The organism is Flavobacterium gillisiae, assembly GCF_900107635.1.
Taxonomy (GTDB): Bacteria; Bacteroidota; Bacteroidia; order Flavobacteriales; family Flavobacteriaceae; genus Flavobacterium; species Flavobacterium gillisiae.
In genome coordinates this window covers 130,552-151,387 of sequence record NZ_FNRD01000005.1, presented here as the reverse complement: position 1 = coordinate 151,387, position 20,836 = coordinate 130,552, and the positions used below count along the sequence as shown (strand labels likewise).

Genomic DNA, 20,836 nt, shown 5'->3' with positions numbered 1-20,836 from the left:
TTACACAGGTATATTAAGAGCCAAATTGTCAAATTCCTTTTGTTTTATGAAAAATTCAATTACATTACTATCGTTATTTCTATTCTTCAGTATAGCTGTTTGTGGCCAAAACAACGCGCAAAATCAAGAAGAGTCATTGGGTAGTATTGAAAATCCTGAAATGGCAGTTCGAATTAATCTTGATTCTATTACGCTCCCAAAATCAAGTGAAATGCTAAGTGAGGACAGCTTTTGGACGATAATTGACAATTCTTTAAAACAAACAACAAACCAAGAAGACCAAGAAATTTTTCTTGTTTCGGCAATTGAAAAGTTGACTCCTCAAGAAATGATAGGCTTTCGTTTACGAACAGACCAGCTACTTTATGACAGCTACAATCCAGAATTATGGTGCGCAGCTTATATTGTAAGCGGTGGATGTTCTGATGGAGGATTTGAATATTTTAGATGTTGGTTGATTTCTCAAGGTAAAGAAGTGTTTTATAAAGTAAAATCTAACCCTGACGCTTTAATTAATGAAGTGGTTGAAGGCAAGGAATCCTACGAATTTGAAGGTTTTTGGTACGTAGCAATGAATGCGTTCAAAAACAGCACGGGTGAAGATCTATATTCCTATATTGACTACGATACTTTCGTGACCAATGACGAAAACTATCCCTTACTAAAATTTAGCTGGAATCCAGACGAACCCGCAACTATGGGGAAAGTTTGCCCTGTTTTGTTTCAAAAACTTTGGAAATAAATAAATTATTACCTTTCAAATAAACCGATAGTTCCACCCACCCAGTCTTTGTCTTTATTGAATTTCACTCCAATCATTTCACCACGACTCAAGCGAACTAAGTTACACAATAGAGTAGGAGCGGCATCGTTTTTTTTCCAAACGCAAAGTACGCGAACTTCCGCTTTTACCTTACCATCTGGAGATTGTACGATGGGGATGTAATTCACCTTTTTTTGAAGAATGTAAAGTTCTTTTTCTACAACTGCTTCAATATCTTCTTTTTTGACATGAAAAATAACTCCCGTTCCTGAAAAAGAAAATAAAGGTTTTAAAACATAATTTTCTAAATCCTCGGGGATTTCAGTTAACTCACTCAACAATGTCGTTTCGATGAAATATTTTCCTTTTAAGAAAGGCAATATAAATTTACTGATTCTGAAGAACCAATTAGGATGTCCCGCCCATTCGACATCAAGATCATCTGAGAAACTAAAATCTAGTTTCAAATCCGTTCTTAAATCAAGTTCGTCAAAGATGACTCTGTTGTAAATACGCTTTACTAGGATCTCTTCGTTATTTTCATTTTTATAAAACAGCTGCCTTCCTTTTTTAATTATTTCCGTAACACAAACAATAGGTATTCCGATATCTCTTTTACAATAGTAAAAATCAATTTTCGTGTTTTGTTTTTCCGGCTCTATTTCGAGTAAAATAACATTTTCCTTGGTATGATGGTTACAGATTACTTCATCTATAATCTTCAAGTATTCTTGTGAATTGATACCGTTAAAGAACGGTGTCAACTCGTTAAGAAAGGGATACTGATTTATAAACTTATCGTATAAATTAGTCTGATAATTATATAAAGAAGGAAATCCTTGTACTTCAATCAGTTTAGGAACTACAGCTCCGTTCTCCTCACAGATTCCAAAGTCGACCGCCAAAAAAGTGGTGTGCTCATCTTCAGTGGGTACTTTATTGTTTAATTCTAATGCTTTATTTGTTAATGACTTAAAGCTATCTTCTTGAATTAAAGATACAACTTCATTACAGCCTTCTATTAATTGTTCTTTCAGCTCGTTAGATATAAAAAAAGGAGTTTCCCCAATTCGAAAAGTAGGTTCATAATCAAAATCAGAAGCGATATCATCTTTTAAGTGTTGATACTTTTCTTCTGTGAATTGCTCATTAAATAGTTTTCGATATTTTGAAATCATGGCGAATAGGTGGGATTAATTAGACATCATCTTTTTTGTTTTCATCAGGTCGTTTATAGCCGTTCTAAGAAAATTAGGAATCAAAGTTTCATTTGTTCTGTAGATTTTGTCATCGTCCATTAAATCTTCCAGCATATTTCTGAACTTTCTTTTTCCTTTCATCTCTTTTATTTTTTCCTTGGCTTCCTTATTTCTAAGATGAGAAACAAAGCTTATAGGATCTGCTTCAGGATGAAATTGTGTTCCCACAAAATAATCGGTAAAACGTACCGCCATAATTGCACGTTCGTATTGCACATGGTCTCTTATTTTTTCCAAGGAAATAATTTTAGCTCCCTTTTTCTTAAAAACACTTAGCTTAGGCTGCACCACTTGGTAATCTCTGGAGTCAATGGCATAGAAAGGATCACTTAACCCTTCAAAAAGAGGATCATTTTCCCCTTCTTTCGTTTTATGAATCGTCATAACTCCGAAGGAAGTATCGTTCCTTTTGGTTATTTCTGCTAGGCCAAAGTGCTTGCAAGCCATTTGAAAGGAATGACAAATGAATAACACATGTTTTTTAACTGGGTTTTCTAGGTTCCATTTTGTTAAGGCATCAATAAAAGCATAGTATTTTGTATCCCAGGCGCCGTCACCAATTAATGGATTTCCCGGGCCTCCTGTAGAAATATAAATGTCGTATTGGTCAATTTCGGGCAATTCACATTTGCCTCTCACATCATATATTTTGAAGGTTACAAAAGGACTAAATCTATTAATTATGTCAATTATACAGCGCATTCCCTGATTAGGTACTCCGTCGTACATGTCTAAAAGGGCAATTGTAATTTTTTTCTTATTCATGGGGCAATCTTTAATTATAGTAGCCTGCAAAGGTAATCTAATAACTTACAACCCCTTAGTGAATTCATCAGTTATAAAATCAACCACCTTAGTAATGTCATTCGTTTTCTCAAATACCGCCAGTTGTTTTGCGGCTCCAGTTCCATTTTTCAAAATCTGATGCACGTAATTAATTTGTTCACGGCTTCCTAATTCATCTACAACATCATCAACAAAATCAAGTAATTCAAGAATCAGCACTCTTGTTTCTACTTCTTTCTGAAGTCCGAAATCAATCATATGACCCTCGATTCCATAACGTGAAGCACGGAATTTATTTTCTTTTATCAATGCTAGTCTGTAAATATTGAAGCTCATGTTTTGCATGTTTAGCTTATATAACTTAGCTACAACAGCCTGTATTACAGCAACAATACACATGGTCTCTTCAACCGTTAAACTCATATCACAAATGCGAAATTCAATTGTGTCGTAAAAAGGATGCAAACGCAAATCCCACCAAATTTTCTTTGGATTATCAATACAATTGGTGTTTACTAAGGTATCTAGGAAATTATCATAGGATGCAACTGAATCAAAATATTCAGGCAATCCGGTTCTTGGAAATTTATCAAATACTTTTGTTCTAAAGGATTTATAACCCGTTTGTCTCCCTTCCCAAAAAGGAGAATTAGTTGAAAGCGCAAATATGTGAGGCAAGAAATAGCAGGCTTGATTCATTAATTTCAACCCTATTTCGCGATTTTCTATTCCCACATGACAATGCATCCCAAAAATCAAGTTGGAACGTGCCGCATCCTGCAACTCGTTCACAATGTTATGATACCTTGGATCGTCAGTGATGGGTTGGTCTTGCCATTTCGAAAAAGGGTGTGTTCCAGCTCCACCCACAATTAATCCTTGCTTATCTGCCAATTCAACAATTTTCGTACGCAGGAATTTAATTTCTTTTTCGGCCTCGTCTACATTTGTACAAATATTAGTCCCAACTTCCACTACAGACTGGTGCATTTCTGCCTTTACTTGTTCGTTCAATATAATCTTGGCTCCATCAACAATTTTCGACAAATGCGAACGTAGGTCTCTTGTTTCAGGGTCTATAATTTGATATTCTTCTTCAACACCAAGGGTGAAAGCAGGTAATTTTTTCATTTTTCAATTTTTTTAGGAGCAATTTACTTCGTCAGTTCGCTTCGCTCGTGTCCAGCTATTCGATACAATCCATCTCGTTTTATAAACGAGATGGGATTTTCTCTTCTATCTGGGCAAGGCATTCTGGTTCCTCAGAAATTTATTTGGCCGCAACCGCGTCTTTCATAAATGTTCCCCAAGTCAGATTCATTTTTCCGGGCTTTTGTTTTTTTGCCGCAGCAATAGCCATTTTAGCTGATTCTTCGACTACCCATTCAAAATTTTCTGCACCTACAGAGGTCAATTCAGCATCCGGTGCTGGATTACCAAAATCGATAGCATAAGGAATTCCATCACGCACAGCAAATTCAACGGTATTGAAATCATATCCTAAGCCTTTACAAAGTTTCAATGTGTAATCTTTTACCGTTGCCAATAACTTTTTATCGACTGGAGGTCCATCAATTACATAACGTAGGTGAGGAGCGTTTCTTGGTTCGTATTGCATGATTCTAACCGCTTTACCACCTAAGCAATACACTCTGAAATATTCTGTAAAAACAATTTCTTCTTGAAGCATCATTACCAGCTGCCCAGTCTCCTGATGTTTCTCCCAGAATTCTTCTTTGTTTTCTAAACGATACACATTTTTCCATCCACCACCGGCGTAAGGTTTCATGTAAGCTGGAAATTTTATATAATCAAATATTCCTTCCCAGTCCATTGGGAATTTTAAGTTTCTGAATGACTTCCCAGTTGTATCTGTTGGATGTTCTGCAGAAGGCAGTAAAACCGTATTGGGTAACGGTACTCCAAGCGTATCTGCTAATCCATTATTAAAAAATTTATCATCGGCACTCCACCAGAAAGGGTTGTTAATGACATTTGTACCCGTCAAAGCGGCATTTTTCAGATACGCACGATAGAAGGGAACATCTTGTGAAATACGGTCAATGATGACTGCATATTCTCCATCTTTATTTTGAACTACTTTGTCAATAGAAACTGCTTCTGCAATAATTCCTTTTTCGTTTTTTGAATTAACACGGTCTATAAATGCTTGAGGATAGGTGTCTTCCATTCCAAATAAAATTCCAATTTTTTTCATTTTTATCTATTTTACCTTATTAATATAATTGTATTTTTTGTGTTTAATTTCTCGATCTAAAAAAACTTGATTCGGGATAAATAATGTGGAAACATTTCCTTCCATATAGGCCAATCATGATTTTTGTCCTGACGAATATCAAGCCAGTGGTGTATATTTCTTTGACTTAAAACCTTGCTTAATTTGAGATTAGCATCAAAACAAATGTCCCAATTTGAAGTACCTAGAACGATATCCATTTTCCATAATTCAGGGTCTTCTAATCCATATAAGTAATCCTCAGGACTGTTATAAAAAACATCATCGTTATGAAAACCATCCAGAAAGCTTTTTATATCAAAAGCTCCACTCATAGAAAACATATGGCTAACATAACCGGGGTGTCTAAAAGCAAAATTAGCTGCATGATATCCTCCAAAACTGCAACCGGCAACTGCAACCTTCCCAGATGGAGTATTGTTTTTGACTTTCTCTACAATTTCGTGACAGATCATTTTGTCGTATCGCACATGGTTTTCGATGCGATGTATAGGGTGAATGTGTTTGTTATAAAAACTGTCTTTATCAATACTATCTGGACAGAATATTTGTATTAATCCTTGCTCCACATACCATTTAGCCGATTCGATCAGGCCCATGTCCTTGTTTTCATGGTAACTACCCATTGAAGTAGGAAATAGGATTACCGGATATCCGGCATGCCCAAAAACTAACATCTCAATCTCCTTATTTAGGTTAGGAGAATACCACTTGAAATATTCTTCTTTCATATATTTTGGTTTTAACAATAATAACGAAAATATTCTTTTAAAGTGGAGAAATTACCTATATAATCTTCCTTTTTACATTAAAAATAGTATGATTCCTTAAAGTATTAGATATTTTGACTATTCTCGAGTGAAAGCCTAATTTTATTGAGAATCTGCAAATAAAACTAAACACACGCTACTATAACTTTCGATTAAAATGAAAGCTAATTTCTATAAAATCAATATTTTACAGCCTTGATTTCTCACTGGAATCAGCTTCAAACAACTGAACCTGGCTTTTTAACCTTTCGATTAGCATGTTCATCATTCTTTTATTGAGATTTGATGAATTCTTGATATAGAATGAATATTCCTCTATTGTGAATAATCCTATTACCATTCCTTTTAATGCATTTCGGTATTTTATGTCTTTTTGAATTGCATTTTCAATGGTAGCCATCTTCTTTTCGGTGGTTTGAGCGTAGAAATCACCCTTGTATTTCGCCGAATAATTTGTGAAAGAAGCAATAAACAAATCATTTTGTAGCTTTAATATAGGACGAAGTACTTCGTTCTGGAACATTTCCTCGGATGAGGATTGTGTACTAACACTTCCAATTGTTTCTCCGCGGAATTCTTTTAAAAAAACATCTCTTGAGTCCATCTTTTTTCTTTAAAATTATAAAAAAATCAATGGAGATAGGTTACTTTCGCGTTATTAAATAAAAAAATATGCGATTTCACACTAGAAAATGGATAAAACCAGAAGACTTGAATCCAAATGGAACTTTATTTGGGGGTCAGTTGTTAGCTTGGATAGATGAAGAATTAGCTTTATATTCTATTATTCAATTAGAAAACCAAAGAGTAGTTACTAAACACATGTCGGAAATTAATTTCAGAAGCTCCGCAAAACAGGGAGATATTATCGAAATTGGTATTGATGTGGTAAAGTTTGGAAACAGTTCCCTTACGTTAAAATGCGAGGTTCGTAATATGATGACCCGCGAAACGATTATTTCAATAGCGAGCACCACGATGGTAAACCTTGGAGAAGATGGTAAACCTAAGGCACACGGAAAAACAGAGATAGAATTTGTGAAAAATCGGTTGTAATAAGTTTGGACAAACATAAAAAAGGGAATGAAGATCTAATCTTCATTCCCTTTTTTATGTTTAAAATTAAATCTGAATCCCTACTTATTATTGAAGAAACTCATTGTTAGAAGGCAGTTCATATAACTCCAGTCCAAAGAAAGGAACTGATGCTATTATATGATCAAATATATCAGACATGATATACTCATAATTTTGCCACTGCTTGTCACTGGTAAAAGCATACACTTCTAAAGGAACGCCTTGTGCTGTCGATTGCAATTGACGACAGAGTAGGAGTAGATCTTTGTTTATCGCCGGATGATTGTTTAGGTATTGGGTAATGTATTTTCTAAACAACCCTAAATTAGTGATGTTTCTACCATTTATAGCGAGCGATTTATCAATCTCGTTGTCTTGATTGTATTTATCAACCTCGGTCATACGGGTATCAATATAGTCACTGATAAGCGTGATATTCTTTAGCTTTAGTAACTCCTCATTATTCAAAAAATGAATACTACTGGTTTTAATAAGTATGTGTCTTTTTATACGTCGCCCATCAGAATGAAGCATTCCACGCCAGTTTTGAAAAGAATCAGAACTCAAGCTATACGTTGGAATCGTGGTGGTAGTATTGTCAAAATTCTGCACTTTTACCGTAGTCAAATTGATCTCGATTACATCTCCGTCAGCACCAAATTTTGCCATAGTAATCCAGTCACCTATTCGAACCATATCATTTACAGATACTTGGACACTGGCTACAAAACCCAAAATAATATCCCTAAAAATTAATATAATCAAAGCAGATACTGCTCCAAAGGTCGTTAGAAGCTCGGCATGACCAATATCAAATAATCTCGATATGATGATAGTAATTCCCACGATCCATAACACAATCATGATAACTTGAATAAAGCTATCGATGGGTTTATCGCTGTATCTTGGTTTTAGTTTTAGATAATCGCGTAAGGCGTTAAAAACGGTACGAATAATCCATAACACTAGAATAACAATATAGATTCCGACTAACTTTCCAAAAACGCCTTCCCAATATTCATAACGCTCCAGAATCACAGGAACTGATTTATAAATAAACAACAACGGAATTAAATGCGCGATGTATTTAGCGGTTTTATTGGTCACCAATAAATCATCAAATTTTGTTCTGGTTTTTCGCGCTATAAAGATCATTATAGTCACTAACACTAATCGGAATACAATATAAATACTGTATGCCACAATGCAAAGCACAGCTATATTAAGAATCAGACTTAAATAGGACGCAAAGCTGTATCCCATTCCCCATTTACGGAATATCGGATAAAAAAAAGTGAATGTCTTTTCTATGAATTTAAGCATTTACACAGTATTTCTTCTCTACATAAAAAGTACCAAATGGAATTAAAGAGGCTAATTGGATAATAGAAAAAGTTTTAAAATACCAATTTTGAGGCTTCCTTAATATGAACGCTAAGATAACATAACCAATAAATAATACACCATGACTCATTCCTATCGGATAAAGTAAGGTTTTATAAAGATCAAAATTATTGGGTTTGATAAACAACATATTCGAAAACAAAACCAAATAAGAGATTCCTTCTAGAATCGCTACCACCTTAAAAAACTTGAGCATGTACTTTATTTTTAGAAATTATGAGCAAAATTAAGTAATATGATTGATTTTATAGGTATTCCATCTTAAACTCTTTTACTTTTGTAACCTGAACCTTTTAAAATGAGCAAACGCGATTTAAAAAAATATTTGAACCAACTTACAAAAGAGCAACTTGAAGAGCAGATTCTCGAATTGTATGAGAAATTTAGTCCCGTAAAAGTGTATTATAATTTTGTGTTCAATCCAAAGGAAGAAACGCTGCTGCAGGAATGCAAGCTTAAAATTTCGAACGAATACTTTCCACTACAAACGGCCGCCAAGAAACGCAAAAAGCCAAAAATGCGTCGTTCCGTTGCCCAGAAGTACATCAAGCACTTTATCTCTTTGGGTGTAGATCCATTTGTAATAGCAGATGTTATGCTGTATAATATCGAAATCGCACAAGCTTTCTCCTCTGAAAACACCATCAAACAAGAACTCTTTTTTAAAAGTATGTTCAACTCTTTTGAACAAGCGGTGGTATTTATGATTGCAAATGGGGTTCTTAACGAATTCAAATCTAGAATCAACGCCATTCATAAGGAAACTATTACGCAAAAATGGAAAAATGAGCCAGAATTTGACGCAATCATCGAGAGATTCGAGTATTAGTCGGCTCCCCATAACAGAAATTTCTTCAATCCCTCCCTATATTTTAAATTAAATATAACATAATAACTGTTTTTTAGGTGTATTTTTGCAAAAACCCAACAAAAAACAATGTTTGAAAATACTATAGAAATAGAAAAAGAAGACAGAAAAGAACTCTATGGATACCAAAAAGGAGATATTGATTCCATTTTTGAACGGATAGACAATGCACCAAAGCAACATCACCTGTTGTATCAACTGCCTACCGGTGGTGGTAAAACGGTTGTGTTCTCTGAAATCGTTCGTCGCTATTTATCTAAAAGTGACAATAAAGTAGTTGTTTTAACACACAGAATTGAGTTGTGTAAACAAACTTCTAAGATGTTGAAAGGTTTTGGCGTAAAAAACAAAATTATCAACAGTAAGGTAAAAGACCTTCCAGACCAAAACGAATATTCTTGTTTTGTGGCGATGGTAGAAACGCTGAAAAACCGTATCAATGATGAGAAACTACATTTAGATAATGTAGGACTGGTAATCATCGATGAGGCGCATTACAACTCATTTAGAAAATTATTGAGTTCGTTTACAAATGCTTTTATTTTAGGAGTTACAGCAACCCCTTTGAGTTCAAATATAAAACTGCCAATGCACGAAAGCTACGATGAATTAATCGTAGGGGATACCATTAATTCATTGATTGAAAACGGTTTCTTGGCAAAAGCAATTACATATAGTTATGATGTAGGTCTTACGTCGTTGAAAGTCGGAATTAACGGAGATTACACCGTGAAATCATCTGATGATTTGTATACTAATATGGCGATGCAGGAGAAATTATTGCATGCTTATACAGAGAAATCATTAGGTAAAAAGACGCTGATTTTCAATAACGGAATTAATACCTCTTTATACGTTTATGAAACGTTTAGAGAAGCCGGTTACCCTATCCGCCATCTAGACAATACTAGTAGCGCTGAGGAACGTAAAGATATTCTACAGTGGTTCAAGAAAACACCAGATGCGATTTTGACTTCGGTTGGGATCCTGACCACTGGTTTTGATGAGCCTACCGTGGAAACTATCATTCTGAATAGAGCAACAAAATCATTGACATTATACTACCAAATGATTGGTCGTGGATCGAGAAAACTGCCTAACAAGGATATGTTTACGGTAATCGATTTAGGAAATAATGCAGCCCGTTTCGGTTTGTGGAGTGAGCCTGTAAACTGGCAACATATCTTTAAATCGCCAGAGTTTTATCTAGAAAATTTACGTGATGACACGGAGATAGAATTGTATTTCAAGTACTCTATGCCGCCAGAATTGCGTGCTAAATTTAGTAAAACGGCCGAAGTAAGTTTTGATGTCGATGAAGAACACAAACTCATCATTGCCCAAAACCTGCGTTCAAAAGTAGTTTTAGACAAGTCGTTAGAGCAACATTCTTCGATGTGTGTAGATAATACGGAGACATTACAGGAAGCAAAATCATTGTCCCGCGAATTGGACGATGACATTGACTGCCGTATCAAACGCTATTCTAAGTGTTTGAGCCAGTGTAGTAAAAACTACCGCGAATGGTTAGTTGATGATTACAAATTAAAAATGACATTAATGATCGGGAAGAAGTATCGTGAGAAAATCATGAACGAACCTGATGATGAATAATATAAGGAGCTTTTCCTGCTGTACACTGTATCTGTTGTGGTGAACACCACCACAACAGGATGCCGTTTCCATCAGGGCTAGAAATCCAGCATACAAAATAACTATTTTTTATAAAATAATAAATCCAAAAAAATGCCAAAACAATTCTCTGATTTAGGGATTTCAGCACCAATTCTAAAAGCAATTTCCGAATTGAATATTGTTGAACCCACAGAAATTCAGCTTAAAGCAATTCCGCTACTTTTAGCCAATACAACTGATCTAGTTGGACTTGCTAAAACAGGAACCGGAAAAACAGCAGCTTTTGGATTGCCTCTTTTACAATTAATAGATACCACTTCGCCAACGGTACAAGCGCTTATTCTGGTTCCTACAAGAGAGTTAGGACATCAGATTTTTAGAAACCTAGAAGATTTTGCAAAATACCTTCCTGAAGTTTCTATTGCTGCAACCTGCGGTGGAATTCCAATAAAACCACAAATCGAACGCCTAGTTGCACCCACACATATTGTGGTAGCGACACCAGGTCGTTTAATTGATCTTATTCAGCGCAAAGCAATCAATCTTAAGGAAACTAAATTTCTTGTCTTAGATGAAGCCGATGAAATGGTGACTATCTTGAAAGAAAGCTTAGATGAAATTATTGCCGAATTACCAAAGGAACACAAAACATTATTGTTTTCGGCTACTATGCCAGGAACCATAAAACAGCTGATCCAGAACTACTTGAATAAAAATGTAGTTCAGGTGAGCGCAAATATGGAAACGGTAGGAAATCAAGGAATCGATCACGAATACATTGTGGTAGATCCTATTGAAAAACTAGATGTTTTAATGCATTTCCTTAATTCAAAAGAAGGGGAACGCGGAATCATATTTTGCAAGACCAAAGCAGCAGTAAATAAACTAGCTAAAAACTTAGCTATTAACCGTTTTTCATCTGGAGCCTTGCACGGTAGTTTGTCACAAGGAATTAGAGACCGAATCATGGAGCAATTTCGTGAAGGACACATCAATATATTAGTAGCCACAGATCTAGCTGCTAGAGGAATTGACGTAAAAGAAATATCCTATGTAGTCAATTACCATTTACCTGATGTTTACGAAGCTTACGTACACCGTAGCGGAAGAACAGCTAGAGCAGGAGCAAAGGGACTTTCATTAACAGTTTTACAACCAGAAGAAGTAGTAGAAATCGCCGACTTTGAAAAAGAGCTAGGAATCAAATTCACTGAATTTAAAAAACCAAGCGCGCTAAGCATCGAAGAAAACAATACCTTACTTTGGGCAAAACAAATATTCAAAACCAAACCCAACCACGAGGTGGATGCGGAACTGAAAACAAAAATAAAAACTGTTTTTCATCACTTGACTAAGGACGAATTGATCGAAAAGTTATTGGCTAATTATTTGTCACAAAACAAAAACGAACCAATAGAAAAACCGGTAAAAAGACAAAAAATGAAATAGTACTTTTCTGTTTTATAAATGAAAAACCATTGCGATGCTTGAAGAAGCGGTGCAATGGTTTTTTTTGTTTTAATTAGTTCAAGTAGTTTCTTTATTATCCTTGTTTTAGCCCAAAGCGCAAAACATAGGAAAAAGATTAATTGTTTATTGAAAAAGCACAAAAAGAGGTGTATATTTGATGTTATATACTAGTTGTGCTCCATCTGAAAAAACTAAACACCTTGAATCATTACCGATTTACCGTCAAAAGAAGTATTGGTTAGACAATCCACAAAAAACTTAGCAACATCAGAGCGAGAAATGAATTTTGGAAAGAAAACAGTTGGCTTGTCAATCACTCGATATTTTCCTTCCCCTTTTTTATCTGTGAGCCCGGCGGGTCGGATAACAACAAAGGGAACATTTTTTTCATCAAGAACCCTTTTATCTGCTTTTTCATAATCTGTAAAACCTTCTTTTCCGTTAAAACGTTGAAGCAAAAATCTAACAAACCAAGAAGAACCATTCGCGCCAATACTTGAAATCATTAAACACCTTGGTGGCTTTGGTTGCTTGGATGCAGCTAACATTATAATTTCATAGGATTTATCCATTATATAGATTTTTTTCTTTAATGGATTGCCTAAACAGCTCACTACTAAATCAGCACCTTTCATTGCATTCTCTACATCACCAAAATTAGTAGCATCACCTTTGACCACTTCAACATTTGGATTATCAGAAACCGTATATTTTTCAGGGCTTCTAACAAAAGCCTTTATTTTATAACCCGCTTCTAATGCTTGATTGACAAAATGACTACCTACATTACCATTTGCACCGAATACTAAAACTGTTTTTTTCATTTTTATATGCTTTGTCTGATGAAATAAAATGCAGTTACAAGTGCAAGAACGACAATAGGTCCGACCATTGCAGCAAAAGGTTCACTTGCTTTATTTTGTAAAATTAGTTCAACTACTTTCAGCACAACAAGCACCAAACAAGCCCAAGGAACAAGTTTGTCAAAGAAAGGATTCTTGTTAAAAAGACTGTAAAGAATAACACCAGCAGCTCCCACTTCTAATCCTCCGAATGCACTCATAAAAGGTTTAGCAACCCCCAATTTATTCATCCATTCAACAGCCATTTTGCCGCCTAATTGTTTTCCAATTCCTGCTGCCATTTCAAAAGCAACTAATCCAACACTAACTATCCAAAATAATATTTTCATTTTTTTACTTTTTAAAATAATAATGACGCAAATCTATGAAACATTCACTATACATTATATAGCACTATACCAAAGTATAGTGTATATTTGCAAAAACCGATAGAAATGGATAAGGCTTTAAAAGATAAAATAGAAGAGTTCAAGAGTTACAGAATAGACAAGCCTCCTTTGGAAATAATCGAACATTATCGAAAGGAATTGCAAGCCATTCAAGATACAATGGAGATTGTGCAAGGAAGGTGGAAAATGCCGATAATTGCATTACTCTGCAATAAAGAATTTAGATATTCAGAATTAGAGAAAGGAATACCGAAAATTACTCCTAGAATGCTATCTAAAGAATTGAAAGATTTGGAAATTAACGGGTTGGTGGAAAGAAAAGTATATGATTCAATCCCAGTAAAAGTATCCTATAAGTTGGCTGACTATGGATATACACTAGTTCCATTAATAATCGAATTGACAAATTGGGGATTGGAACATAGAAAAATGATAATGAAAAGATAAAGACGAGAGCACAACAAAGTATAAAAATAATAGCCGAGATAGTAGTAAATATGAACATTGTAGACGAGATTGCTCGGATATATCTCCGCAACGATAGCGCGGAATTGTATTCCGTGCCCGTAAACAAAAGCAACCATAAGTAAATAAAGCAACGACAATGTCAACCAAATATAAAGCTACAACCACAGAAGAAGCTTATTTTATCACTATAACAACAGTGGGCTGGGTAGATGTTTTCACGAGGTTAAATCAAAAATACGTTCTCATAAACGCATTACAACATTGTCAGCAAAATAAGGGCTTAGAGATTTATGCTTATTGCATTATGAGTAGTCATATTCATTTGTTATGTAAAGCAACAAATGGTTTTATATTATCTGATGTGATGCGTGATTTCAAAAAATATACTTCAAAGAAGATAATTCAAACTATTAGCGAAGAGCCAGAGAGTAGAAGAGAGTGGATGTTAAAACATTTTCAAAAAGCATGTGCTCATCTCAAACGAGAACAAGAATATAAAGTTTGGCAAGATGGGTATCATGCCGAAATTGTCGAAACGAACTGGTTTATAAAGCAAAAGATAAATTACATTCACAATAATCCTGTCAAAGAAAAAATCGTCACATTACCTGAAGATTATTATTTTAGTTCAGCTAGAAATTATGCTAGTTTAGAAAATGATCTAGATGTAATTATATTAAATTTATTTTAGTTGCCTTTTGGAGCGGGCGCGGATTGCAAATCCGCGCTATCGGGATACAAAACAAAAACGAACCAGTAGAAAAACCGGTTAAAGTATAGAGAATGAAATAGTATTTTTTCTGATTTGTAAAAGGAAAACCAGTAAAAAGCTTGAAGAAAGGGGGCAATTCTTTTTTTTTTCTTATTTAATTTTAATATAAGAAAAGTTGTATATATTTGATACTACATCCAAGTTGGTAAACCTTATGAAAAAGACACTAATTATTTTAACTGCTTTATTTTCATTCACAAATTGTTTTTCTCAAGAATTCAAAAATTACGAATTAAAAAGACTGGAGTCATTTCAATTAAATATGAAACCAAATGAACTAAGTAACTCACTTAGCTATTTGAATTTGGGTACTATTTTAGAAAAAGATAAAGAAAGAAGAACAAAAAAAACTTTAGGAATAGTTTTCACTTCGCTTTCTGCCTTGACCACAGCATTTGGCTTTATGGTTATTTCTGGTTCGAAAAATGACCAAGAAGGTGTTGGAGAATCAATAGGAAGCATGTTTGTAGCTATGGGTGCTATTGAATTAGGAGTGTCAATTCCTCTATTTATATCTTCAAATAAAAGGAAGAATGAGCGCGATAGATTAATTAAAATCTATAAATCCACCGATAAATTAAATTAATCAAATTAAGAAATCGCAAATAAAGTAAATAACTCAGATCGTCCTTATCTTGCAACGCAACGACAGCCGAAATTTAAAAAATGACAAATTTAACCAGAAGAAAATTTATTAAAAGAGGAATATTAGCCTTAATTGGGTTAGTTCTTTTGGACTCAATCTGGTTTGAGAAATATGTTATCGATTGGAACTATTTTGATATCTCAAAATCAAAAAAGAATAGAATAAAAATTATTCAGATTTCAGATTTACATTTTGACGAATTAAGGTATTTTCACAAAACTATTGCAAAAAAAATTAATTCGATACAACCAGATCTAGTATTTATCACTGGAGATTCAGTCGATAAAACTGGAAAAACAGCATCGCTGAATGAATTCCTTCAATTAATTGATCAGTCTATCCAAAAGTATGCAATCACTGGAAATTGGGAATAGTGGGGAGATATTGATCTACAAGAACTTAAAAGCGTATATTCTAAAAATAATTGTGAATTATTAATAAATGAGAACCGAACTATTTCAATAAGAAATCGGGAAATATCAATAATTGGAATCGATGATTTTGTTGGTGGAAATGCCGATTTTGGAAAAGCGGTTGAGAATCTAAAAGAGACCGAAACTACTATTGTTTTATCACATTGTCCGGAACACAGAGATATTATTACAAAAGAAAAAGGAAATTTAAATATTGATTTAGTCCTTTCCGGTCATACCCACGGAGGACAAATTACATTTTTAGGAATTGCTCCATTCAAGCCTAAAGGAAGTGGAAAATATTTAAAAGGTTGGTATACTGAATCTGAACCAAAAATGTATATCTCGAAAGGAATTGGCACCAGTATTTTACCAATCCGTTTTGGAGCAAGAGCAGAGATGGTAGAAATGGATATATAAAAACTATTGGCAATAACAAGCTCGCTCACATTTAGAAACGCCACGAAAGTACATCGTTTGGCATTCGAGCTATTTAATAGTAGATTTAAACCCGCAATACATCATTAATCAAAACAAGTGCATTCTCAAGAACTCTTAATACTAAATTATACAACATAGAATTAAAAAAAGTAAATTATGGCCAAACCAAAAACCTTATGTCTTCTAGGATTACTATTTTTTGTAACGAGTTACGTATTATTTGCGCAAGGATCATTAAGTGCACAAAAACATATTGATTTAGCACATTGGTTTAATTTGATTGGAGCAGTATTACTGTTTTCTTTTAATTTTGTATTTCCTAAAAACAAAATTAGTTCCGTTGCCTCTGTTTTGACGGCTTTAGGAGTGATCGCTCACATCGGCCTTTGCACTATTGACTTTATCATGTGGAGTTTTGGAGATGATGCTATCAGTAGTGAAAAATTAAGTGAACATATTAGCAATACACCACTAATTTTATACCCTTTTGTAATAGTAGGACCATCTTTACTATTTCTTGGTTTAGCAGTTCATGCGTTCAATTTTATCAAAACGAATCCAATACCTTCGCTTATGGTGATAATAGGGGGTCCGTTTGTTGGAATCTCTTATTTTATCTGGAATAATGGAAATTTGATGTTAACGAGTTGCGTTATATTTGCTTCTGGCTTAGGGCTACTTTTGTACAGAAAAGAATTGGTGCCAAAAGTTATGACTTAAAAGCAAATGAACGCTGGTCGCTTAGATATGTCATAACGTCGATAGGACGGAAGTTCATTTCAATATTCTCTGGATCGCTCGGATATAACTACACTAACATAGCGAGAATAAACGAGCGTCATAAAAGACATAAAACGAAATAGTATTTATGCTGTTTTATAAATGGTAAACCATTGTGATCCTTGAAGAAGTATTGCGATGTTTTTTTTTAGTTTCTTATTTGATGACTTGTAGTATAATTTATATATTTTAGCATAAGAATAAAACATCAAATAACGGCCGTTTCAAGGCATTTTCGGTTTTGTGCTAAAGACGAACAGCTAACAGTACTTTTCATAACTTCATCTTTTTCCAAAAGAAAAAAAATGCATTGAGAAGCTACAGAAACTCTTAGCGTTAGCACGTCGAAAACAACATAAACAAGAATGAAATTAACTAACTCAAGAAGTATAATTAAAATCAAAGCGTTACTTTTTTTTGTGCTGTCTTTTCAATATATAGGTGCCCAAATAACTCTAACTAATAATATTGGAACAACACTAGTTAAAACTGATATGCTTCCTTGTGATGATACTGAAAGTTGGTCAAGAGTGTTTCAATTATCAGATTTTGGTATAAAACCAAATGAGCAATTTATCATTAAATCAGGGCAGATAGGACTTAGTAAATCTAATATTAGTACAACTTTGTATGTTACCGTTTTTAGTATTGATTCGGATTTTTCTGGATTAGTCTCTTCAGCATACCCATACCACACAAGAATGTTAGGAAGCGGTAGCCTCGGAAAAACACCAATTATTAATGGTGCTCCTGAAATTGTTCAAGCAGAATTTGATGCACCAATAGTTGTTCCTGCTGGGATTGATAGAATTTTGGTAACGGTAGAAAAGTATAAAGACTATTCTGATCCAACACCGACTGAAGTTCTTGTCGCAGGTACTGCAGAAGATACAGAAGAATCCTGGTATAATGGTTGTGGCACTGGTTACACTTTAGTTTCTACTAAAGATTTAACGATACCCGTTCCAAATGCTAATTTTTATATAAACGTTACTGGTGAAGCATTTAACTCAAAAAGTTCAGGACCAATAACCAGGCTCTCTCATAACGTATGTGATGATGTAATAAATACAGGAATTCCTTCGTGTACCTCTACTTATATAGATTGGGCAAGAACTTTTGATTTAAAAGATTTTGGCATATCAGATAATGAAGAATTTGTAATTAAATCTGGTCAAGTTGGAATTAGTGGTACAGGTTCTTCACACTCAGAGGTAAATTTTAATATCTATAAAATAGATGACAATTTTCCTGCTTCTTTTTCCGAAACTGATTTAATCGGGAGTAGTCAAATCCAAGCCCTTCCAACTAGCATAGGTTATAATCATGAATCTCGAGTTATACAGGTAGATTTTGTTACACCAATAACTATTCCACCTGGTGTTAAAAAAATTCTGGTAGAAGTGCACAAAGGAATTGGCTGGGGAGATGGAGTCGCTTTTATAGCTGGTTCGGCGCAAGATAATGGTGTGTCATGGCAAAAAGGTTGTACTACTCTGCCTGGTGGCCCTACTTTTGATCAAAATAAATATATTGCTAGTGCTGACTTTGGACATCCAAATGCAAATTTTTACATCAACGTAACTGGAAATGTAAATCATGTTACTAATAATTTTGAAATGAATTTTTCAAATATTTGCTCTGATTTTTTGAAGGAATTTAGTGTTGAGGATCAATCAAAAATAGCTTCAATAGTATGGAATTTTGGAGATCCTGCTTCAGGAGTAACGAATACCTCCAATGATTTATCCCCTTTTCACGATTTTTCAGCAGATGGAACTTATACTATTACCGCCACCGTAACTGGTATAGATGGAACAGTTGAGCTTTTATCGGAAACAATTGACGTTAAAGAGCCGCCAAAAGCATACGGAATAAACAATGTTTATGCGTGTGAAGATAGTTTTAATACTGGATTCTCATCATCTTTTGATGTTTCGATGATTACTGAGCAAGTTTTAGGAGGGCAAATTGATAAAGATGTTACTTTCATAGATGGTAAGGGTAATAAATACAATTCCTTACCTAATCCCTTTACTAACACCATTAAAGATAGAGAAACAATAACAGTAAGAGTCGCTCATAAAGAAAATCATTGTTGCTATTCTGAAATCACTTTCGATTTAATTGTAAATCCATTGCCAGACTTAACTTCTGTTTCGAACATAAATGTATGTGATAATGACACTGATGGTCTTGCACTTTTTAATTTACAAGCACTTGAAACTTCGATTATAGGAACGGCGACCAATATAAGAGTTGAATTTTATCATGAAAATGGTCAACAAATACAAACACCTTTGAATGCTATTCGTAATGTAATTGCCAATGAAGAATTAGCGACAGTAAAAGCCATTAATACAGATACAAATTGTTTTAAGGAATCAACCTTCAAATTAGTCGCATATCAACTGCCAGTAGCAAATATTTTACAAGAAATTATTGGCTGTGACGATAATAATGATGGTATCTCTGAATATTTTGATACTTCAAATATAAAGTCCAGTGTTTTAGGAAACCAAATAGGAATGGAAGTTACTTATTTTGATGCTAGTGGAAATCAATTACCAAGTCCATTACCCAATCCTTATACAAACTCCAGTAGCAATAAAGAAACAATAACGGTACGAGTGGCTAATCCCTTAACTAATTGTTATACAGATACGCCTTTAGTCTTAAAAACGGCTATACAACCGCAAATAAATAAACCATCAAATAAATATGCCTGCGACGAAGGTAATGGTTTTGCCAGTTTTGATACGTCTAATTTGGAAACTGAAATTATAGGTAATCAATCAGGGTTAAAAATAATGTATTTCGATAGTAATGGAAATGAATTACCAAGTCAGTTTCCAGCTTCATTTAAAAATACGCAAGCTTGGTCTCAAACCATACAAGTAAGAGTTGAGAATGCTATTAATAGTCTATGTTATTCTGAGACAAGTTTTGACTTAATAGTAAATGATTTACCATCTGTTAACATCGAGAAAACTTATTTTTTATGCAATATAGAGCCTTCTTTGATTTTAAGTGTAGCGAATAATTTAGATAGTTATAATTGGCAATTTCAAGATGGTACTATTATTTCAAATACTTACGAAGCTAATTTAGTAAATGCGGGAGATTATACACTTACAGTTAGTAAGTTACAAAATGGTATTTATTGTGAAAATAGTTTTGGATTTAAATTAGTACGATCTGTTCTTCCCTCTATTACTGAAATAAAATATAAGGAATTATCAGAAAATAATTTTATTGAAATTATAGCAGCAGGTGATGGAGATTTTGAATATTCTATAGATGGTATAAACTATCAAGACAGTAATTATTTTCCTAATATTCAAGGAGGAAATTATACTGCATATATAAGGGATAAATTGGGTTGTGGTGAAGATTCGAAAGAAGTTACTGTGATTGACTATCCAAAATTCTTTACTCCTAATAATGATGGAAAAAATGACTATTGGCAGATAAAAGGTATAAATAAATTTCCAAATTCGAAGATATCAATATTCGATAGGTATGGGAAGTTATTGAAAGAAATATCGTCAAATGATGTTGGATGGGATGGTTACTTTAATGGAAAAGAAATGCCGTCTAGTGATTATTGGTTTAACGCTAACCTTAATATGAAAGTTATTTTTTCTGGACATTTTACGCTGAAACGATAAAGATCAAAGTCGCTCTAATGTAGCAGCTAGTTATTATCCACGAGGTCAAAATTAGGTTATAGGTACTAGCGAAATTTGCAGTAGTATAAAAGAGATTACTAAAT

At 34.1% G+C, this 20,836-nt stretch carries 21 protein-coding genes; 11 read left to right on the top strand and 10 right to left on the bottom strand.

Going from position 1 to position 20,836, the window contains the following annotated elements:
- The first annotated feature begins 46 nt into the window (after positions 1–46).
- Positions 47–742, top strand: coding sequence for a DUF4240 domain-containing protein (locus BLV35_RS08835; protein WP_091088160.1), 696 nt, complete (start codon positions 47–49; stop codon positions 740–742).
- Positions 743–750: 8 nt separating this feature from the next.
- On the opposite strand, the gene BLV35_RS08830 is transcribed toward BLV35_RS08835, so the two are convergent.
- The 6 genes from BLV35_RS08830 to BLV35_RS08805 all read right to left on the bottom strand — a co-directional run bounded on the left by BLV35_RS08830 (position 751) and on the right by BLV35_RS08805 (position 6,439).
- Complete coding sequence (locus BLV35_RS08830; RefSeq protein ID WP_091088156.1) at positions 751–1,941, bottom strand: hypothetical protein; 1,191 nt, start codon at positions 1,939–1,941, stop codon at positions 751–753.
- 15 nt (positions 1,942–1,956) lie between these two features.
- Positions 1,957–2,787, bottom strand: coding sequence for a type 1 glutamine amidotransferase (locus BLV35_RS08825; protein WP_091088153.1), 831 nt, complete (start codon positions 2,785–2,787; stop codon positions 1,957–1,959).
- Positions 2,788–2,832: 45 nt separating this feature from the next.
- Entirely contained in the window at positions 2,833–3,939 is a 1,107-nt protein-coding gene (locus tag BLV35_RS08820; RefSeq protein ID WP_091088147.1) for a carboxylate-amine ligase, read from the bottom strand.
- A gap of 139 nt (positions 3,940–4,078) precedes the next feature.
- On the bottom strand, positions 4,079–5,026 hold the full coding sequence (locus BLV35_RS08815) for an ATP-grasp domain-containing protein (protein WP_091088143.1): 948 nt from the start codon (positions 5,024–5,026) through the stop codon (positions 4,079–4,081).
- A 56-nt stretch (positions 5,027–5,082) separates the two neighbouring features.
- The gene (locus BLV35_RS08810; RefSeq protein WP_091088140.1) at positions 5,083–5,796 is read right to left on the bottom strand and encodes an esterase family protein; all 714 of its coding nucleotides are present in this window, start codon (positions 5,794–5,796) and stop codon (positions 5,083–5,085) included.
- A 226-nt stretch (positions 5,797–6,022) separates the two neighbouring features.
- The gene (locus tag BLV35_RS08805) at positions 6,023–6,439 is read right to left on the bottom strand and encodes a glyoxalase (protein ID WP_091088136.1); all 417 of its coding nucleotides are present in this window, start codon (positions 6,437–6,439) and stop codon (positions 6,023–6,025) included.
- A gap of 68 nt (positions 6,440–6,507) precedes the next feature.
- Between BLV35_RS08805 and BLV35_RS08800 the strand changes: the two genes are divergently transcribed.
- Positions 6,508–6,891, top strand: coding sequence for an acyl-CoA thioesterase (locus BLV35_RS08800; RefSeq protein WP_091088133.1), 384 nt, complete (start codon positions 6,508–6,510; stop codon positions 6,889–6,891).
- A gap of 87 nt (positions 6,892–6,978) precedes the next feature.
- Here BLV35_RS08800 and BLV35_RS08795 read toward each other — a convergent pair whose 3' ends face one another.
- The gene (locus BLV35_RS08795; protein ID WP_091088130.1) at positions 6,979–8,235 is read right to left on the bottom strand and encodes a mechanosensitive ion channel family protein; all 1,257 of its coding nucleotides are present in this window, start codon (positions 8,233–8,235) and stop codon (positions 6,979–6,981) included.
- Entirely contained in the window at positions 8,228–8,512 is a 285-nt protein-coding gene (locus BLV35_RS08790; RefSeq protein ID WP_091088126.1) for a DUF3817 domain-containing protein, read from the bottom strand. Before BLV35_RS08790 ends, BLV35_RS08795 begins: the two co-directional genes overlap by 8 nt.
- Positions 8,513–8,614: 102 nt before the next feature.
- On the opposite strand from BLV35_RS08790, the gene BLV35_RS08785 reads away from it, so the two are divergent.
- From BLV35_RS08785 to BLV35_RS08775, 3 genes are all read left to right on the top strand, one after another.
- Positions 8,615–9,145, top strand: coding sequence for a DUF6155 family protein (locus BLV35_RS08785; RefSeq protein ID WP_091088123.1), 531 nt, complete (start codon positions 8,615–8,617; stop codon positions 9,143–9,145).
- 108 nt (positions 9,146–9,253) lie between these two features.
- Positions 9,254–10,798 carry a DEAD/DEAH box helicase gene (locus tag BLV35_RS08780; RefSeq protein WP_091088120.1) on the top strand — a complete coding sequence of 515 codons (1,545 nt, stop codon included), beginning with the start codon at positions 9,254–9,256 and terminating at the stop codon, positions 10,796–10,798.
- A gap of 132 nt (positions 10,799–10,930) precedes the next feature.
- Positions 10,931–12,268, top strand: coding sequence for a DEAD/DEAH box helicase (locus BLV35_RS08775; RefSeq protein WP_091088116.1), 1,338 nt, complete (start codon positions 10,931–10,933; stop codon positions 12,266–12,268).
- A gap of 212 nt (positions 12,269–12,480) precedes the next feature.
- Here BLV35_RS08775 and BLV35_RS08770 read toward each other — a convergent pair whose 3' ends face one another.
- Positions 12,481–13,113 carry an NAD(P)-dependent oxidoreductase gene (locus tag BLV35_RS08770; protein WP_091088113.1) on the bottom strand — a complete coding sequence of 211 codons (633 nt, stop codon included), beginning with the start codon at positions 13,111–13,113 and terminating at the stop codon, positions 12,481–12,483.
- Between the two features lie 2 nt (positions 13,114–13,115).
- Positions 13,116–13,481 carry a DoxX family protein gene (locus BLV35_RS08765; protein WP_091088111.1) on the bottom strand — a complete coding sequence of 122 codons (366 nt, stop codon included), beginning with the start codon at positions 13,479–13,481 and terminating at the stop codon, positions 13,116–13,118.
- Between the two features lie 105 nt (positions 13,482–13,586).
- On the opposite strand from BLV35_RS08765, the gene BLV35_RS08760 reads away from it, so the two are divergent.
- The 6 genes from BLV35_RS08760 to BLV35_RS08735 all read left to right on the top strand — a co-directional run bounded on the left by BLV35_RS08760 (position 13,587) and on the right by BLV35_RS08735 (position 20,732).
- Positions 13,587–13,988 carry a winged helix-turn-helix transcriptional regulator gene (locus BLV35_RS08760; RefSeq protein WP_091088108.1) on the top strand — a complete coding sequence of 134 codons (402 nt, stop codon included), beginning with the start codon at positions 13,587–13,589 and terminating at the stop codon, positions 13,986–13,988.
- A gap of 157 nt (positions 13,989–14,145) precedes the next feature.
- Positions 14,146–14,700: an REP-associated tyrosine transposase gene (locus BLV35_RS08755; protein ID WP_091088104.1), complete on the top strand. Its 555-nt coding sequence runs from the start codon at positions 14,146–14,148 to the stop codon at positions 14,698–14,700.
- A 235-nt stretch (positions 14,701–14,935) separates the two neighbouring features.
- Positions 14,936–15,367, top strand: a complete 432-nt coding sequence (locus BLV35_RS08750) for a hypothetical protein (protein WP_091088101.1) — start codon at positions 14,936–14,938, stop codon at positions 15,365–15,367.
- Between the two features lie 80 nt (positions 15,368–15,447).
- On the top strand, positions 15,448–15,801 hold the full coding sequence (locus BLV35_RS19470; protein ID WP_245712037.1) for a metallophosphoesterase: 354 nt from the start codon (positions 15,448–15,450) through the stop codon (positions 15,799–15,801).
- A gap of 636 nt (positions 15,802–16,437) precedes the next feature.
- Entirely contained in the window at positions 16,438–17,001 is a 564-nt protein-coding gene (locus tag BLV35_RS08740) for a hypothetical protein (RefSeq protein WP_091088098.1), read from the top strand.
- Positions 17,002–17,426: 425 nt separating this feature from the next.
- Positions 17,427–20,732 (top strand): T9SS type B sorting domain-containing protein, encoded by a 3,306-nt coding sequence (locus tag BLV35_RS08735; RefSeq protein WP_245712036.1) that lies wholly within the window; start codon positions 17,427–17,429, stop codon positions 20,730–20,732.
- Positions 20,733–20,836 lie beyond the last annotated feature (104 nt).

Excerpts from the sequence above, each read along its gene's own strand:
- BLV35_RS08835 (WP_091088160.1), top strand. The coding sequence starts at position 47 with ATGAAAAATTCAATTACATTACTATCGTTATTTCTATTCTTCAGTATA.
- BLV35_RS08830 (WP_091088156.1), bottom strand. The coding sequence starts at position 1,941 with ATGATTTCAAAATATCGAAAACTATTTAATGAGCAATTCACAGAAGAA.
- BLV35_RS08825 (WP_091088153.1), bottom strand. The coding sequence starts at position 2,787 with ATGAATAAGAAAAAAATTACAATTGCCCTTTTAGACATGTACGACGGA.
- BLV35_RS08820 (WP_091088147.1), bottom strand. The coding sequence starts at position 3,939 with ATGAAAAAATTACCTGCTTTCACCCTTGGTGTTGAAGAAGAATATCAA.
- BLV35_RS08815 (WP_091088143.1), bottom strand. The coding sequence starts at position 5,026 with ATGAAAAAAATTGGAATTTTATTTGGAATGGAAGACACCTATCCTCAA.
- BLV35_RS08810 (WP_091088140.1), bottom strand. The coding sequence starts at position 5,796 with ATGAAAGAAGAATATTTCAAGTGGTATTCTCCTAACCTAAATAAGGAG.
- BLV35_RS08805 (WP_091088136.1), bottom strand. The coding sequence starts at position 6,439 with ATGGACTCAAGAGATGTTTTTTTAAAAGAATTCCGCGGAGAAACAATT.
- BLV35_RS08800 (WP_091088133.1), top strand. The coding sequence starts at position 6,508 with ATGCGATTTCACACTAGAAAATGGATAAAACCAGAAGACTTGAATCCA.
- BLV35_RS08795 (WP_091088130.1), bottom strand. The coding sequence starts at position 8,235 with ATGCTTAAATTCATAGAAAAGACATTCACTTTTTTTTATCCGATATTC.
- BLV35_RS08790 (WP_091088126.1), bottom strand. The coding sequence starts at position 8,512 with ATGCTCAAGTTTTTTAAGGTGGTAGCGATTCTAGAAGGAATCTCTTAT.
- BLV35_RS08785 (WP_091088123.1), top strand. The coding sequence starts at position 8,615 with ATGAGCAAACGCGATTTAAAAAAATATTTGAACCAACTTACAAAAGAG.
- BLV35_RS08780 (WP_091088120.1), top strand. The coding sequence starts at position 9,254 with ATGTTTGAAAATACTATAGAAATAGAAAAAGAAGACAGAAAAGAACTC.
- BLV35_RS08775 (WP_091088116.1), top strand. The coding sequence starts at position 10,931 with ATGCCAAAACAATTCTCTGATTTAGGGATTTCAGCACCAATTCTAAAA.
- BLV35_RS08770 (WP_091088113.1), bottom strand. The coding sequence starts at position 13,113 with ATGAAAAAAACAGTTTTAGTATTCGGTGCAAATGGTAATGTAGGTAGT.
- BLV35_RS08765 (WP_091088111.1), bottom strand. The coding sequence starts at position 13,481 with ATGAAAATATTATTTTGGATAGTTAGTGTTGGATTAGTTGCTTTTGAA.
- BLV35_RS08760 (WP_091088108.1), top strand. The coding sequence starts at position 13,587 with ATGGATAAGGCTTTAAAAGATAAAATAGAAGAGTTCAAGAGTTACAGA.
- BLV35_RS08755 (WP_091088104.1), top strand. The coding sequence starts at position 14,146 with ATGTCAACCAAATATAAAGCTACAACCACAGAAGAAGCTTATTTTATC.
- BLV35_RS08750 (WP_091088101.1), top strand. The coding sequence starts at position 14,936 with ATGAAAAAGACACTAATTATTTTAACTGCTTTATTTTCATTCACAAAT.
- BLV35_RS19470 (WP_245712037.1), top strand. The coding sequence starts at position 15,448 with ATGACAAATTTAACCAGAAGAAAATTTATTAAAAGAGGAATATTAGCC.
- BLV35_RS08740 (WP_091088098.1), top strand. The coding sequence starts at position 16,438 with ATGGCCAAACCAAAAACCTTATGTCTTCTAGGATTACTATTTTTTGTA.
- BLV35_RS08735 (WP_245712036.1), top strand. The coding sequence starts at position 17,427 with ATGAAATTAACTAACTCAAGAAGTATAATTAAAATCAAAGCGTTACTT.